12 protein-coding genes are annotated in these 14,185 nt (G+C 62.7%); 4 read left to right on the top strand and 8 right to left on the bottom strand.

The annotated features are described in order from the left end of the window. Positions 1–96: 96 nt before the first annotated feature. From ACX82Z_RS20380 to ACX82Z_RS20370, 3 genes are read left to right on the top strand one after another with little or no spacing between them, the layout of a single operon-like run. Complete coding sequence (locus ACX82Z_RS20380; RefSeq protein ID WP_459590916.1) at positions 97–321, top strand: hypothetical protein; 225 nt, start codon at positions 97–99, stop codon at positions 319–321. Between the two features lie 7 nt (positions 322–328). Then, positions 329–1,186 (top strand): pyridoxal kinase PdxY, encoded by an 858-nt coding sequence (gene pdxY / locus ACX82Z_RS20375; RefSeq protein WP_459590915.1) that lies wholly within the window; start codon positions 329–331, stop codon positions 1,184–1,186. Positions 1,187–1,195: 9 nt separating this feature from the next. Beyond that, positions 1,196–1,828 carry a carbonic anhydrase gene (locus ACX82Z_RS20370; protein WP_459590914.1) on the top strand — a complete coding sequence of 211 codons (633 nt, stop codon included), beginning with the start codon at positions 1,196–1,198 and terminating at the stop codon, positions 1,826–1,828. A gap of 1 nt (position 1,829) precedes the next feature. On the opposite strand, the gene ACX82Z_RS20365 is transcribed toward ACX82Z_RS20370, so the two are convergent. Both ACX82Z_RS20365 and ACX82Z_RS20360 read right to left on the bottom strand, forming a co-directional pair. Further along, positions 1,830–3,089, bottom strand: coding sequence for a multidrug effflux MFS transporter (locus ACX82Z_RS20365; RefSeq protein WP_459590913.1), 1,260 nt, complete (start codon positions 3,087–3,089; stop codon positions 1,830–1,832). Continuing rightward, on the bottom strand, positions 3,086–3,553 hold the full coding sequence (locus ACX82Z_RS20360; protein WP_459590912.1) for a MarR family winged helix-turn-helix transcriptional regulator: 468 nt from the start codon (positions 3,551–3,553) through the stop codon (positions 3,086–3,088). Before ACX82Z_RS20360 ends, ACX82Z_RS20365 begins: the two co-directional genes overlap by 4 nt. 125 nt (positions 3,554–3,678) lie before the next feature. On the opposite strand from ACX82Z_RS20360, the gene ACX82Z_RS20355 reads away from it, so the two are divergent. Continuing rightward, the gene (locus tag ACX82Z_RS20355; RefSeq protein WP_459590911.1) at positions 3,679–5,715 is read left to right on the top strand and encodes a M3 family metallopeptidase; all 2,037 of its coding nucleotides are present in this window, start codon (positions 3,679–3,681) and stop codon (positions 5,713–5,715) included. 54 nt (positions 5,716–5,769) lie between these two features. Here the strand turns inward: ACX82Z_RS20355 and lpdA are convergent, their stop codons facing one another. The 6 genes from lpdA to sucC form a co-directional block, all read right to left on the bottom strand. Continuing rightward, positions 5,770–7,194 carry a dihydrolipoyl dehydrogenase gene (gene lpdA, locus ACX82Z_RS20350; protein WP_459590910.1) on the bottom strand — a complete coding sequence of 475 codons (1,425 nt, stop codon included), beginning with the start codon at positions 7,192–7,194 and terminating at the stop codon, positions 5,770–5,772. A 22-nt stretch (positions 7,195–7,216) separates the two neighbouring features. Further along, positions 7,217–7,621 (bottom strand): MAPEG family protein, encoded by a 405-nt coding sequence (locus tag ACX82Z_RS20345; RefSeq protein WP_459590909.1) that lies wholly within the window; start codon positions 7,619–7,621, stop codon positions 7,217–7,219. A gap of 61 nt (positions 7,622–7,682) precedes the next feature. Continuing rightward, positions 7,683–8,909 carry a 2-oxoglutarate dehydrogenase complex dihydrolipoyllysine-residue succinyltransferase gene (gene odhB / locus ACX82Z_RS20340; protein ID WP_459590908.1) on the bottom strand — a complete coding sequence of 409 codons (1,227 nt, stop codon included), beginning with the start codon at positions 8,907–8,909 and terminating at the stop codon, positions 7,683–7,685. 30 nt (positions 8,910–8,939) lie between these two features. Then, complete coding sequence (locus tag ACX82Z_RS20335) at positions 8,940–11,933, bottom strand: 2-oxoglutarate dehydrogenase E1 component (RefSeq protein WP_459590907.1); 2,994 nt, start codon at positions 11,931–11,933, stop codon at positions 8,940–8,942. A gap of 130 nt (positions 11,934–12,063) precedes the next feature. Continuing rightward, entirely contained in the window at positions 12,064–12,966 is a 903-nt protein-coding gene (gene sucD / locus ACX82Z_RS20330) for a succinate--CoA ligase subunit alpha (protein WP_459590906.1), read from the bottom strand. 18 nt (positions 12,967–12,984) lie between these two features. Then, entirely contained in the window at positions 12,985–14,178 is a 1,194-nt protein-coding gene (gene sucC, locus ACX82Z_RS20325; RefSeq protein WP_459590905.1) for an ADP-forming succinate--CoA ligase subunit beta, read from the bottom strand. Positions 14,179–14,185 lie beyond the last annotated feature (7 nt).

Here is a 14,185-nt window from a genome sequence, read left to right as displayed (position 1 = left end):
CTAGATATGCCGTTGGCCGCACCGTAACGGCAGCATTGGAATGCGGCAATCTTTTCGGTTTCAACGCGCATGAATGCTGGATAGGGTCGAACGACCATGAGCGACGACAGGAACGCGCGCGAATCGCGCCGCATCATCAATCGGGTTGGACAGGAAACCGAGGCGTCGATGGCGCAGCGCGTGCGCGACCATATGGAAGGGCGCGATGCCGACCAGAACGACTGGGCGGAAGTGTGGGGCACGCGCATTGGGCGCGCTCTTGGCCTTGTCATCCTGCTGATTCTCCTCTGGTCGCTGTTCTCGCTCATCACCGGCGGCTGAAACTCGCATGACCAAGCCTGCGATCATCGTCATATCCAGCCACGTCGTGCGCGGCACGGTCGGTAATCGTGCTGCCGTCTTTGCGCTCGAAACGCTCGGCTTTCCCGTCTGGGCCGTGCCGACGATCGTTCTGCCATGGCATCCGGGCCATGGCCCGGCAACGCGGATCGTGCCGCCAAACGAAGCATTCACGGCTATGCTCGCCGATCTGGAGCGCGCGCCCTGGCTGGGCGAGGTCGGCGGGGTGCTGACCGGCTATCTTGGCGATGCCGGACAGGCAGAGCCCATCGCGCGGCTGATCGGCAAAGTGAAGGCGATCAACCCCGTTGCGCTTCATATCTGCGATCCGGTGATCGGCGACCGGGGCGGGCTCTACGTGCCTGAGAGAACGGCAGAGGCGATCCGCGACAAGCTTTTGCCGCTTGCCGACATCGCCACGCCGAACCGGTACGAACTCGACTGGCTGGCGCGGCGCGCATCCACCGATACCGCCACGATCGTCGAGACCGCACGAACGGCTGGCCCCGCCACGATGATCGTCACTTCAGCGCCAGCCGGCGACGGGCGGATCGGCAATCTTCTGGTGGAGCAGGATGAAGCATGGCTTGCCGGGCATGAGGCGATCGACAAGCCGCCGAACGGACTCGGCGACATGACGGCGGCGCTCTTTCTCGCTCACCGTCTCGGCGGACTCGCCCCGCGAGACGCTTTGGTGCGAACCACCGGCTCGGTCTTCGACTGCCTCGCCGCAGCCGTCGCACGCGGCAGTGACGAGTTGATGCTGGAAACCGATGCCGACCTTGTGCGCGCGCCACGTACGAGGCTTGCGGAAATATCCGTTGATGCTGCGGAAATTTCCGCATAATCCCAAGCCATGACCCATCTGCCGGAAAGCCTTCTCGCGGGCTATCGCGAGTTCATGAACGGTCGCTACGAAAGCGAACGCTATCGCACGCTCGCAAAGGACGGGCAAAAGCCCGAGACGATGGTGATCGCCTGCTGCGACAGCCGCGCCGCGCCCGAAACCATCTTCAACGCCAATCCGGGCGAACTTTTCGTCGTGCGCAATGTCGCCAATCTCGTGCCGCCCTATGAGCCGGACGACAAGCTGCACGCGACATCGGCGGCGCTCGAATTCGCCGTGCAGGCGCTCAAGATCAAACATATCGTGGTGCTCGGCCATGGCCGCTGTGGCGGCATCTCGGCAGCGCTCAACCCCATGACCGAGCCGTTGTCTCCGGGCGACTTCATCGGCCACTGGATGAGCCTCGTCGCGCCCGCCGCGCAGGTCGTCGCCGGCAACGAGGCGATGACAGCGTCCGAGCGCCAGACCGCGATGGAGCGCATATCGATCCGCTTCTCGCTCGCCAATCTGCGCACGTTCCCTTGCGTGGACATTCTGGAAAAGAAGGGGCGGCTCACGCTTCACGGCGCGTGGTTCGACATCTCGTCGGGCGAATTGTGGGCGATGGACCCGGCGACGGGCGATTTCGAGCGGCCGAACTGATCTATTCCGCCGGCGGAACGGGCGGCGTGATAACCGTTCGCGCCAGCGCGGGTTCCGGATAGCGGCTCCACAGATACCAGGACAGAACCGCGAACGCGCCCATGCCGGGGATGATCGTGCTGATGCCCGTCACCGGGTCGCCGACGAAAGCGGCGATGACGCCGCCGGCAAGCCCGCCGCCCATCTGCAGGAAGCCGCTGAGCGAAGCCGCCGCGCCGGCCATATGCGGATAAGGCGCGATGGCGGCGGTCGACATGGCCGGCATGACGAAGGCGATGCCGAACGCGTAGACACCGACCGGTGCCATCACCCATAGAAAAGTCGGCTCGACGATGTGCAGCCCGACGAACAGCAACGCACTGCCTGCCGCGATGAAGACCAGGCCCGGCCGCACCAGCCGATAGGCGCTGTGACGGTTCATCAGCCGGCGCATGACGACCGAGCCGAAGAAGAACGCGCCCGACTGCATCAGCATGCCGATGCCGAACTGTGAGGGTGTCAGGCCGACGCGGTCCATCAGGACGAAGGGAAGCAAAGTCGCCAGCGTGTAGAGCGCGCCGACGGAGCCGCCAAGAACGAGGCTCGACCACATGAAATAGCCGCTCGTCGCCAGCGTACGGTAGGAGCGGAAAAGCGCACGCGGCCTGACACGCGACGGATCGCGCACAACCGTCTCGGTCATCGAATACCTGACCATCAACAGGATCGTCAGCCCGAACAGGAGCATGAACGCGAAGATCGAATGCCACCCGAACAATTCGGTCGCCACGCCGCCGATGGTGGGCGACAGGGCCGGCCCGATGCCCAGTATCATGCCGATGAGGTTCATGATGCGTGCGGAACGTTCGCTGGTGAAAAGATCGCGCACGACGGCCCGTGCAATCGCCACACCGACCGCCGCACCGACGCCCTGGACGAAGCGCGAGGCGATCAGGAGTTCGATGGTGGGCGCGAGAATGGCAGCCACCGTCGCGGCCAGATAGATCCCCACGAAAACGATGGTGACGGGCTTGCGGCCATATCCATCCGAAAGCGGGCCGCAAACGAGCTGGGCGAAGGCGAAACCCGCGAAGTAAAGCGAAAGGGTCATCGCCACGGCCGCGTCCGTGGTTCCGAATGCCTTGACGATTTCGGGCATGGCCGGCGTAAAAAGCGCCATCGAAATCGGTCCGAGCGCGACGAGCATCGCGCCGATGACCGAAACGCGCAATTCGCTCATCACCGGCGCGGGCGCGGCTGGCGGCGTGGGCTGCATGTTCATTCGGCCGCGCTCCTGGCCTCTATTCGCGCGTCGGAGACGTTGCAGCGTATAATCTTGAGCGCAGCCAGAACCCGGTCCCAATCCCGCGGCGCAATTCCCCGCGATGCCGTCTGCCGCGTCTCGTTTGCCAGCATGACGATCTTGTCGAGGATCGCGTCGGCTGCATCGGTCAGCGCGATCAGCTTGGCGCGACGATCGCTTGGGTCTGGCAGGCGCTCTATGAGACCGCGCGCTTCGAGCCGGTCGACATAGGTCGAGACTGTCATGGCTTCGACGCCGATACGCTCGGCAAGAACCGTCTGGCGCACCTGTCCGGCCCGCGCGGCCTGCACGAGTAGGCGCACCTCGCCCGGCGTCAGGTCGATGCCGGAGGCGGTAATGCGGCGGTCCATATCGGCGCGCATCAGGCGCGCAATATCGGTGACGAGAAAGCCGAAGCCTTCGGGGTCGAGTGTGCGTGTCATAACCGTAAGTGAAGCTTATTATCAACGCTACTTAGTATTTGCCGTCATGGCCGTCAAGCACGCCCGTTGAGATATGGGGTGTACCGGCCTAAATGTGGGAGACAATATCCAGCCCGAGGATTTCCATGACGTCGAAGATCGATCTCGCCACCCATCCGCTGACGAACTGGACGGGGCCGCTTGGCCTACCCGCCTTCGAGACGATTTCGGACGACGATTTTGCGCCGGTCTTCGATGTGGCGCTCGTCGCACACAGGCAAGAGATCGATGCGATCGCGAACGATCCTTCAGAGGTGTCCGTCGATAATGTGCTCGTTGCGCTCGAACTTGCCGGCAAACCGCTCGGCCGCGTCTCGGCGATCTTCTGGTGCAAGGCGGGCGCGGACACCAATCCGGTGATCCAGAAGATCGAGCGCGAGATTTCGCCGAAAATGGCGCGGCACTTCTCCGCCATCAACATGGACAAGGCGCTCTTTTCCCGTGTCGATGCGCTTTATGAGAAGCGCGGCGCGCTCAACCTCGATGCCGAGACGAAGCGCGTCCTGGAAAAGACCTGGAAGCATTTCGTCAAGGCTGGCGCCAAGCTCGACGACAACGCGAAGGAACGTCTCGGAGCGATCAATGAGGAACTGGCGGGTCTGGGAACGGGCTTCGGCCAGAACGTACTCGCCGACGAGGCTGATTGGGCATTGTTCCTCGACGAAAGCGACCTCGACGGTGTACCCGATTTTTTGAAGGACGCGATGGCCGAGGCGGCAGAGGAACGTGGCAAGGAAGGCAAGTTCGCCGTCACACTTTCGCGCTCGATTTATGAGCCGTTCACGACTTATTCCACGCGCCGCGATCTGCGCGAAAAGGCATGGCGCGGCTTCACCGCGCGCGGCGAGACGAAGAACGCCGATCTCGTCAAACGCACGCTGGCTTTGCGCTCCGAAAAAGCGAAGCTGCTCGGCTATGAAAGCTACGCGGCGCTGAAACTCGACGACACGATGGCGAAGACGCCGCAGGCGGTTCTCGGCCTGCTCGAACCCGTATGGGAAAAGGCGCGGACGCGGGCCGGCGAAGACCAGCGCGAACTGGAACGGCTGGCGACTGCGGCCGGAGCGAACGAGCCGTTCGCGGCTTGGGACTGGAGGCACTATGCCGAAAAGTTGCGGGCCGAGCGCTACGCCTTCGATGATGCTGAACTCAAACCCTATCTCCAACTCGACCGAATTATCGAGGCGGCGTTCGATGTCGCGACACGTCTCTTCGGCCTGACTTTCGAGGCGAGGAAGGGTGTTGCCGCATGGCACCCGGACGTACGCGTATTCGAGGTGAAGAATGCGGATGGAACGCACCGGGCGACCTTCCTCGGCGACTATTTCAACCGCGCTTCCAAGCGCTCGGGCGCGTGGATGAGTTCGCTGCAATCGGGCTACCGGTTGGGCGAAGGCCGGTCCCCGATCATCTACAACGTCATGAACTTCGCCAAACCGCCGAAGGGCGAACCCGCGCTGCTTTCCATGGACGACGCGCGCACGCTTTTCCATGAGTTCGGCCACGCGCTGCATGGCATGCTGACCGACGTGACGTGGCCGTCGGTGTCCGGCACATCCGTCTCGCGCGATTTCGTGGAACTGCCCTCGCAGCTTTACGAACACTGGCTGACCGTGCCGGAAATCCTGAAAGCCCACGCGGTGCATTACCGGACCGGCGAGCCTCTCCCCGCCGCTCTTCTGGAAAAGATGCTCGCGGCGAAGAATTTCGGGCAAGGGTTCGCGACGGTCGAGTTCACGGCTTCCGCGCTGGTCGACATGGCGTACCATGCCGAAACGCAGGCTCCCGCCGACCCCGCCGCCTTCGAAGCCAAGACATTGGCACGGCTCGACATGCCCGGCGCTATCGCCATGCGCCACCGCACACCGCACTTCCTGCATGTGTTTTCCGGCGACGGCTATTCAGCCGGCTATTATTCCTACATGTGGTCGGAAGTTCTGGACGCCGATGCGTTTTCGGCATTCGAGGAGACAGGCAACCCGTTCGACCCCGCGATGGCCGGCATGCTGCGTAAATACATCTATTCGGCCGGCGGGTCGCAGGACCCCGAAGAGCTTTACACCGCGTTTCGCGGCCGCATGCCGACGGCGGAAGCGATGATGGAAAAGCGCGGACTGGTCTGAACGAAAAAGGGGCGCCGGATGGCGCCCTTTTTAGTCATGTCGATGCGATTGCGATCACATGTGGATCGGCTTGAAGAAGGTGCCGAGCGCGGCTTCCTTGACGGCTTCCGACATGGTCGGGTGCGCGTGGCAGGTGCGCGCGAGGTCTTCGGACGAGCCACCGAACTCCATCAGCACCGCCGCCTCGTGGATCATTTCGCCCGCGCCGAAGCCGACGATGTGGACGCCGAGCACGCGATCGGTCGCCGCATCGGCAAGCACCTTCACGAAGCCGTCCGTCGCGAGCATGGCGCGTGCGCGGCCATTCGCCGAAAACGGGAACTTGCCGGCCTTGTAGACGATGCCAGCTTTCTTCAGTTCTTCCTCCGTCTTGCCGACGGAAGCTACCTCCGGGCTGGTATAGACGACGCTCGGGATAACCTCGTAGTTCACATGGCCGGCCTGTCCGGCGAGGATTTCGGCAACGGCGACGCCCTCGTCTTCCGCCTTGTGGGCGAGCATCGGCCCCGCGATCACGTCGCCGATGGCGTAGATGCCTTCGACCGAGGTGCGCCAGTGATCGTCCGTCTTGATGCGGCCGCGCTCGTCGAGTGCCACGCCGGCGGCGTCGAGGCCGAGGCTTTCCACATGTGGCTTGCGACCGGTCGCGACCAGCACGACATCGGCTTCGAGCGTCTCCGCATCGCCGCCCTTTACGGGTTCGAAAGTGACGGTCGCGCCCTTCTTGGCCTTTTCGACACCGGTGACCTTCGCGCCGAGCTTGAACTCGATGCCCTGTTTGGCCAACATGCGCTGGAACTGCTTGGAGACCTCGCCGTCCATGCCGCCGAGGATCGCGTCGAGATATTCGACGACCGTGACCTTGGCCCCAAGCCGCGCCCAGACCGAGCCGAGTTCGAGACCGATGACGCCGCCGCCGACGACGATCATGCGCTCCGGAACCTTGGACAATTCGAGCGCGCCGGTGGACGACACGACGACCTTTTCGTCGAACTTCACGTCGACGCCGGGAATGCCCGCCACGTCGGAGCCGGACGCGATAACGATGTTTTTCGTCTGGACGGTCTGTTCCTCGCCGCCCTCGGCGGTAACGACGACCTTGCCGGTGCCCGCAACCTTGCCGATGCCATGCAGCCAGTCGATCTTGTTCTTCTTGATCAGGAATTCGAGGCCCTTGACGTTGGCGTCGACCGTCGCGGTCTTGTGACCGAGCATCTTTTCAAGGTTCAGCTTCGGCGCGCCGACATCGATGCCGAGATCGGCGAACTGGTGGCCGACTTCCGCGAATTTTTCCGATGCGTGCAACAGCGCCTTAGAGGGAATACAGCCGATATTGATGCAGGTGCCGCCCGGCGTCTCGCGCTTTTCGACGAGGCCGACCTTGAGGCCGAGCTGGGCGGCCTTGATGGCGCAGACATAGCCGCCGGGACCTGCTCCGATGACGACGAGATCGTATTGGGTCGGGTTCGTATCGGACATTATTTCGGCAGCCTTTGTTCGATTAGAAAAAGAAGCGGATCAGCATCAAAAGAAGGCCGATCATCGAGACGAGATAGGTCATGCTGCGCCAGCGCGGCACGCCGTAAAGATAAAGCGGAAGATAGACGATGCGCGCGACGAACCAAACCACCGCTCCGATTGCGCCGATGCCGCCCGTCGAGCCTGTGACGGCCAGACCCAGCGAAAGCGCGATGAAGGCGGGCCAGGTCTCCTTGAAATTATCAAGCGCACGCTGGGCACGCCCGGCGCGTTCGCCAAGTGGAGCGGCCATGCCGTCACGCGGGCCGATGTTCCAGTCGATGCCACGCTCGCGCGTGGCCATCTGGCCCTGAATGGCGGTGTGGACGACCAGCAGGACGACCGAAAGTCCGAGAATGACGAGTTCAACCGAAAGCGTGCTGTCCATTTTCGATCCTCACTCCTGATCGACGGCGACCCTGCGGCCGCCATCGAAATCCAGCCTGCGATTACAGGTCGAGCACGAGGCGCTCGGGGTCTTCCAGCGTTTCCTTGACGCGCACGAGGAAGGTGACCGCTTCCTTGCCGTCGACGATGCGGTGATCGTAGGAGAGCGCGAGATACATCATCGGGCGAATAACGATCTGCCCACCGACGACGACCGGGCGCTCCTGGATCTTGTGCATGCCCAGAATGCCAGACTGCGGCGCATTGAGGATCGGTGTCGACATCAAGGAGCCGTAGACGCCGCCATTCGAGATGGTGAAGGTGCCGCCCTGCATGTCGGCCATGCCGAGCTTGCCATCGCGAGCGGCAAGGCCGAGGCGGCCGATTTCCTTTTCGATCTCGGCGATCGACATCTGGTCCGCATCGCGCACGACCGGCACGACGAGACCCTTTTCGGTGCCGACCGCGACGCCGATATGGGCGAAGTTCTTGTAGATGATATCGGTGCCGTCGATCTCGGCGTTGACCGCCGGGATTTCGGCCAGCGCGTGCGTGACCGCCTTGGTGAAGAAGCCCATGAAGCCAAGCTTCACTCCGTGCTTCTTCTCGAAGAGATCCTTGTACTTCGAACGCAAATCCATGACCGGCTTCATGTCCACCTCGTTGAAGGTGGTGAGCATGGCGGCGGTGTCCTGCGCGTCCTTCAGCCGGCGCGCGATTGTCTGACGCAGGCGCGTCATCTTCACACGCTCTTCACGCGATGCGTCGTCGCCCGAGGACGGGGCGCGCGCAGCTTTCGGCGCTTCGGCCTTTGCGGAGGGGCCTTTGGCGATCGCGTCGAGCACGTCGCCCTTGAGCACCTGACCGCGCTTGCCGGAACCCGAAACCTGATCGGCCGACACGTTCTTCTCGGCCATCAGCTTGGCAGCGGACGGCGCGGCGGGCATGTCGCCGGACTTGGCCGGCGCAGCGGCCTTTTCTTCCTTGGCCGGAGCCGCCTTGGCTTCCGCCTTCGGCTCTTCCTTTTTCGCCGGAGCGGGCGCTGCGCCCGAACCTTCGCCGATCATGCCCAAAAGTGCGCCGACCTCGACGGTCTCGCCTTCCTGAACGGTGATCTCGGCGAGCGTTCCGGCGGCTGGCGCAGGAACCTCGATCGTGACCTTGTCGGTTTCCAGTTCGACGATCGGCTCGTCGGCGGCGATCGCCTCGCCGGCCTTCTTAAACCACTTGCCGATGGTCGCTTCGGAGACGGATTCACCCAGAGTGGGGACGCGGATTTCGGTTGCCATCTTCTTTTCCGTTGCCTTCTTTGAGGTGATTTATTCGCCGCCGCCGAGCGCGTCTTCCAGAAACGCTTCAAGCTGCGCAAGATGCTTGGACATGAGACCCGTCGCCGGAGATGCGGCGGCCGGGCGGCCGGTGTATCGAACGCGGCTGTGCTTTGCCTCGATATGCTGAAGCACCCATTCGATATAGGGTTCGACGAAAGTCCAGCCGCCCATATTCTTGGGCTCTTCCTGGCACCAAACCATCTCGGCATTCTTGAAGCGCGACAATTCGTTGATCAGCGCCTTGGCCGGGAACGGATAGAGCTGTTCGACACGCAGGAGATAGACGTCGTCGATGCCGCGCTTTTCACGTTCCTCGTAGAGATCGTAATAGACCTTGCCCGAGCACATGACCACGCGGCGAACCTTCGAATCCTTGACGAGCTTGACCGGCTGGTCTCCGAGATATTGCGCATCGTCCCACAAAAGCCGGTGAAAGGTGCTTTCACCGGAAAGTTCGGCCATGGTCGACACCGCGCGCTTGTGGCGCAGAAGCGATTTCGGCGTCATCAGGATCAGCGGCTTGCGAAAATCGCGCTTCAGCTGGCGACGCAGGATGTGGAAATAGTTTGCCGGCGTCGTGACGTTGGCGACCTGCATATTGTCTTCCGCACACATCTGCAGGAAGCGTTCGAGGCGCGCCGAGGAATGCTCCGGCCCTTGCCCTTCATAGCCATGTGGCAAAAGGCAGACGAGGCCGGACATGCGAAGCCACTTGCGCTCGCCGCTCGAGATGAACTGGTCGAAGACGACCTGCGCGCCGTTTGCGAAATCGCCGAACTGCGCTTCCCAGAGCGTCAGCGCGCGCGGTTCGGCTAGGCTGAAACCGTATTCGAAGCCGAGCACGGCCTCTTCCGAGAGCATCGAGTTGATGACCTCGTAATTCGCCTGCTGCGGTCCGAGATTATTGAGCGGGATATAGCGGTTCTCGTCCTTCTGGTCGTAAAGGACGGTGTGGCGCTGCGAGAAGGTGCCGCGCTCCGAATCCTGACCCGACAGACGGATCGGATTGCCGTCCATCAGGATCGCACCGAAGGCGAGCGATTCGGCCGTCGCCCAGTCGATCCCCTCGCCGGAAGTGATCGCCTTGCGGCGATTGTCGAGAAAGCGCTGGACGGTGCGGTGAACCTCGAAGTCGGCGGGCACTTCGGTCAGCTTCTTGCCGATATCCTTCAGGGACTTGACCGGCATAGCGGTCTTGCCGCGGCGCTGCTCGTCCTGATTATCGGCGGTGCGCAGGCCCGACCATGCGCCGTCGAGCCAGTCCGCCTTGTTGGGCTTGTAGGACTGCCCGGCCTCGAACTCGCCTTCGAGGCGCGCGCGCCAGTCGGCGCGCATCTTGTCGACTTCCGCGTCGGAGACGACGCCTTCGGAGACGAGCTTGCCCGAATAAAGCTTCACGACCGTGTCGTGGCTGCGGATGGCCTTGTACATGATCGGCTGGGTGAAGCCGGGTTCGTCGCCTTCATTGTGGCCGAAGCGGCGGTAGCAGAACATGTCGATGACGACCGGCTTATGGAACGTCATGCGATATTCCATCGCGATCTTCGCGGCGTAGACGACCGCTTCCGGATCGTCGCCGTTCACATGGAAGATCGGGGCCTCGATCATCTTCGCCACGTCCGACGGATAGGGCGAGGAGCGCGAGAAGCGCGGATTGGTGGTGAAACCGATCTGGTTGTTGATGATGAAATGCAGGGTGCCGGCGACCCGGTGCCCCTTGAGGCCCGACAGGCCGAGGCACTCGGCCACGACACCTTGTCCCGCGAACGCGGCGTCGCCGTGCAGCAACAGCGGCAGCACCTTGGCGCGATCTTCCGCCGGCACGACGTCCTCGCGCGTGCGCCCGAAAATCTGGTCCTGCTTCGCGCGCGCCTTGCCCATCACGACGGGATTGACGATTTCGAGATGCGACGGGTTCGCCGTCAGCGACAGATGGACTTTGTTGCCGTCGAATTCACGGTCGGACGACGCGCCGAGGTGGTACTTGACGTCGCCGGAGCCTTCCACGTCGTCCGGCGCGTAGGAGCCGCCCTTGAACTCGTGGAAGATCGCGCGATGCGGCTTCTGCATCACCTGGGAAAGGACGTTCAGGCGGCCGCGATGCGCCATGCCGAGCACGATTTCCTTCAGGCCCATCGAGCCGCCGCGCTTGACGATCTGCTCGAGCGCGGGAATGAGCGACTCACCGCCGTCGAGACCGAAGCGCTTGGTGCCCTTGTACTTGACGTCGATGAACTGCTCGAAGCCTTCCGCCTCGATCAGCTTCGACAGGATCGCCTTCTTGCCGTTGGCCGTGAACTCGATGCCCTTGTCCGGCCCTTCGATGCGCTCCTGAATCCAGGCCTTTTCGGCCGGCGAGGAGATGTGCATGAACTCGACGCCGATGGTCGAGCAATAGGTCCGCTTGAGGATGTCGACCATCTCGCGCAAGGTCGCGAATTCGAGGCCGAGAACATTGTCGATAAAGATCGGACGGTCGAGATCTGCTTCGGTAAAGCCGTAATTTTCCGGCGACAGCTCGTTATAGTCTTCCTTCTCCTCCGCCAGCCCAAGCGGGTCGAGATTGGCGTGGAGATGGCCGCGCATGCGGAAGGCCCGGATCATCATGATGGCGCGAACCGAATCGCGCGTCGCCTGCTGGACCTGCGCATCCGTCATCGGAGCGCTCTGCGCCTCGGCCTTGCCCTTCAGCTTCTTGTCGAAGTGCTTTTCGACAGCGCCCCAGTCGCCGTCGAGCGCGGAGACGAGTTCGCCATTGGCGGAAAGCGGCCAGTTCTTGCGCTGCCAGGAGGCACCGGCAGCATTCTTGCGAACGTCGTCGGCATCATCCTTCAGGGCGGCGAAGAAGTCGCGCCATTCGGCATCGACGGAACTGGGGTTGTCCTGCCAGGCGGCGTAGAGCTCGTCGATATAAGCGGCGTTACCGCCATAAAGAAACGAGGTGAGCGCTGCCTGGTCGTTGGCCTGGTCCTGACGTGACATCTTCTTCAATCTCGGAGCGTTGGCTCCGTCTCCTGATTTGAGGTGAGTAGGGCAGTAGGTGAGTAGGGGAATAGGGCGAGAAGATGCCGGTTTTCCCTTAATGCCTTACTGCCTTACTCCCCTATTCCCTTTAAGCCTTCAACGCTTCGACCAGCGTCTGGCCGAGACGTGCCGGCGAAGGCGAGACGCGGATGCCCGCTTCCTCCATCGCCGCGATCTTCGATTCCGCGTCGCCCTTGCCGCCGGACACGACCGCGCCGGCATGGCCCATCGTGCGACCCTTCGGAGCGGTGCGACCGGCGATGAAACCGGCCATCGGCTTCGAGCGCCCCTTCTTCGCCTCGTCGATCAGGAACTGCGCGGCGTCTTCTTCCGCCGAGCCGCCGATCTCGCCGATCATGATGATCGACTTGGTTTCATCATCGGCCAGGAACATTTCCAAAACATCGATGAACTCGGTGCCCTTGACCGGATCGCCGCCGATGCCGACGGCAGTCGTCTGTCCGAGACCTTCATTGGTGGTCTGGAAGACCGCTTCATAGGTAAGCGTTCCCGAGCGCGACACAACGCCGACCGAACCCTTGCGGAAGATCGAGCCGGGCATGATGCCAATCTTGCACTCGTCGGGCGTGACGAGGCCGGGGCAGTTCGGGCCGATGAGACGCGACTTCGAACGGTCGAGACGCGCCTTGACCTTGACCATGTCCATGACCGGGATGCCCTCGGTGATGCACACGATCAGCTCCATCTCGGCCTCAATGGCCTCGATGATGGCGGCTGCCGCGCCTGCCGGCGGAACGTAGACGACCGAAGCCGTCGCGCCGGTGCGGTCCTTGCCCTCAGCGACCGATGCAAAGATCGGAAGCGTCTCGCCCTTCGCGCCGGTCCAGTTTTCGCCGCCCTTCTTCGGGTGGATGCCGCCGACCATCTGCGTGCCGTGATAGGCGAGCGCCTGCTCGGTGTGGAACGTCCCGGTCTTGCCGGTGAGGCCCTGGACGAGAACCTTGGTGTCTTTGTTGATCAGAATCGACATGAATAAGGGTCCTGTCCGTTAGCCGTTGATCGCAGCGACGATCTTCTTTGCCGCGTCGTCGAGATCGTCGGCCGCCGTGATGGCGAGGCCGGATTCGTTGAGGATCTTCTTGCCGAGCTCGACATTCGTGCCTTCGAGGCGCACGACCAGCGGCACCTTCAGACCCACTTCCTGAACGGCGGCGACAACGCCCTCGGCGATGACGTCACACTTCATGATGCCGCCGAAAATGTTGACGAGGATGCCCTCGACCTTCGGGTCGGCCGTGATTATCTTGAAGGCCGCGGCAACCTTGTCCTTGCCCGCGCCGCCGCCGACGTCGCAGAAATTCGCCGGCTCCTTGCCGTAGAGCTTGATGATGTCCATCGTCGCCATGGCAAGGCCCGCGCCGTTGACCATGCAGCCGATATTGCCGTCGAGCGCCACATAGGCGAGATCCCACTTGGACGCCTCGATTTCCTTGGCGTCTTCCTCGGTCTCGTCGCGCAGTTCCTTGATGTCGTCGTGACGGAAGAGCGCGTTGCCGTCGAAGGAAACCTTGGCGTCGAGAACGCGCAGGCGTCCGTTTTCCATGACGATCAGCGGATTGATCTCCAGAAGCGCCATGTCCTTTTCGGTGAACGCCTTGTAGAGGATCGGGAACAGCTTCTCGCCGTCCTTTGCCGCTTCGCCGTCGAGCTTCAGCGCGTCGTTGATCTTCGAAACGTCGTCAGCGGTGACGCCCGTTTCCGGGTCGATCGCGACGGTGACAATCTTTTCAGGCGTATCGTGGGCGACTGCCTCGATGTCCATGCCGCCTTCCGTCGAAACGACGAAGGCGACGCGGCCGACCGAGCGGTCCACGAGGATCGAGAGGTAAAGCTCGCGGTCGATGTCCGCGCCGTCCTCGATATAGAGGCGGTTGACCTGCTTGCCCGCGTCACCGGTCTGCGCGGTGACGAGCGTGTTGCCGAGCATGTCCTTCGAATGCGCGACGACTTCCTCGATCGACTTGGCCAAGCGCACGCCGCCCTTGGCATCGGGCGACAATTCCTTGAACTTGCCCTTGCCGCGCCCACCGGCGTGGATCTGGCTCTTCACCACATAGAGCGGGCCCGGAAGCTGCTTTGCGGCAGCCTCGGCTTCTTCCGCCTTGAGGATCGCGACGCCGTCAGCGACGGGCGCGCCATAGGATTTCAGGACCTGCTTGGCCTGATACTCATGAATGTTCATGCGGGCA

This window comes from Aliihoeflea sp. PC F10.4, from assembly GCF_054612275.1.
The sequence above is the reverse complement of the archived record's forward strand: the minus strand, read 5'-3'. Positions and strand labels throughout refer to the sequence as shown.

Bases quoted from the DNA above. Each gene is read 5' to 3' on its own strand.
- ACX82Z_RS20365 (WP_459590913.1), bottom strand. From the start codon at position 3,089: ATGAACATGCAGCCCACGCCGCCAGCCGCGCCCGCGCCGGTGATGAGC.
- sucD (WP_459590906.1), bottom strand. From the start codon at position 12,966: ATGTCGATTCTGATCAACAAAGACACCAAGGTTCTCGTCCAGGGCCTC.
- odhB (WP_459590908.1), bottom strand. From the start codon at position 8,909: ATGGCAACCGAAATCCGCGTCCCCACTCTGGGTGAATCCGTCTCCGAA.
- ACX82Z_RS20360 (WP_459590912.1), bottom strand. From the start codon at position 3,553: ATGACACGCACACTCGACCCCGAAGGCTTCGGCTTTCTCGTCACCGAT.
- ACX82Z_RS20355 (WP_459590911.1), top strand. From the start codon at position 3,679: ATGACGTCGAAGATCGATCTCGCCACCCATCCGCTGACGAACTGGACG.
- ACX82Z_RS20370 (WP_459590914.1), top strand. From the start codon at position 1,196: ATGACCCATCTGCCGGAAAGCCTTCTCGCGGGCTATCGCGAGTTCATG.
- ACX82Z_RS20345 (WP_459590909.1), bottom strand. From the start codon at position 7,621: ATGGACAGCACGCTTTCGGTTGAACTCGTCATTCTCGGACTTTCGGTC.
- lpdA (WP_459590910.1), bottom strand. From the start codon at position 7,194: ATGTCCGATACGAACCCGACCCAATACGATCTCGTCGTCATCGGAGCA.
- ACX82Z_RS20380 (WP_459590916.1), top strand. From the start codon at position 97: ATGAGCGACGACAGGAACGCGCGCGAATCGCGCCGCATCATCAATCGG.
- pdxY (WP_459590915.1), top strand. From the start codon at position 329: ATGACCAAGCCTGCGATCATCGTCATATCCAGCCACGTCGTGCGCGGC.
- ACX82Z_RS20335 (WP_459590907.1), bottom strand. From the start codon at position 11,933: ATGTCACGTCAGGACCAGGCCAACGACCAGGCAGCGCTCACCTCGTTT.
- sucC (WP_459590905.1), bottom strand. From the start codon at position 14,178: ATGAACATTCATGAGTATCAGGCCAAGCAGGTCCTGAAATCCTATGGC.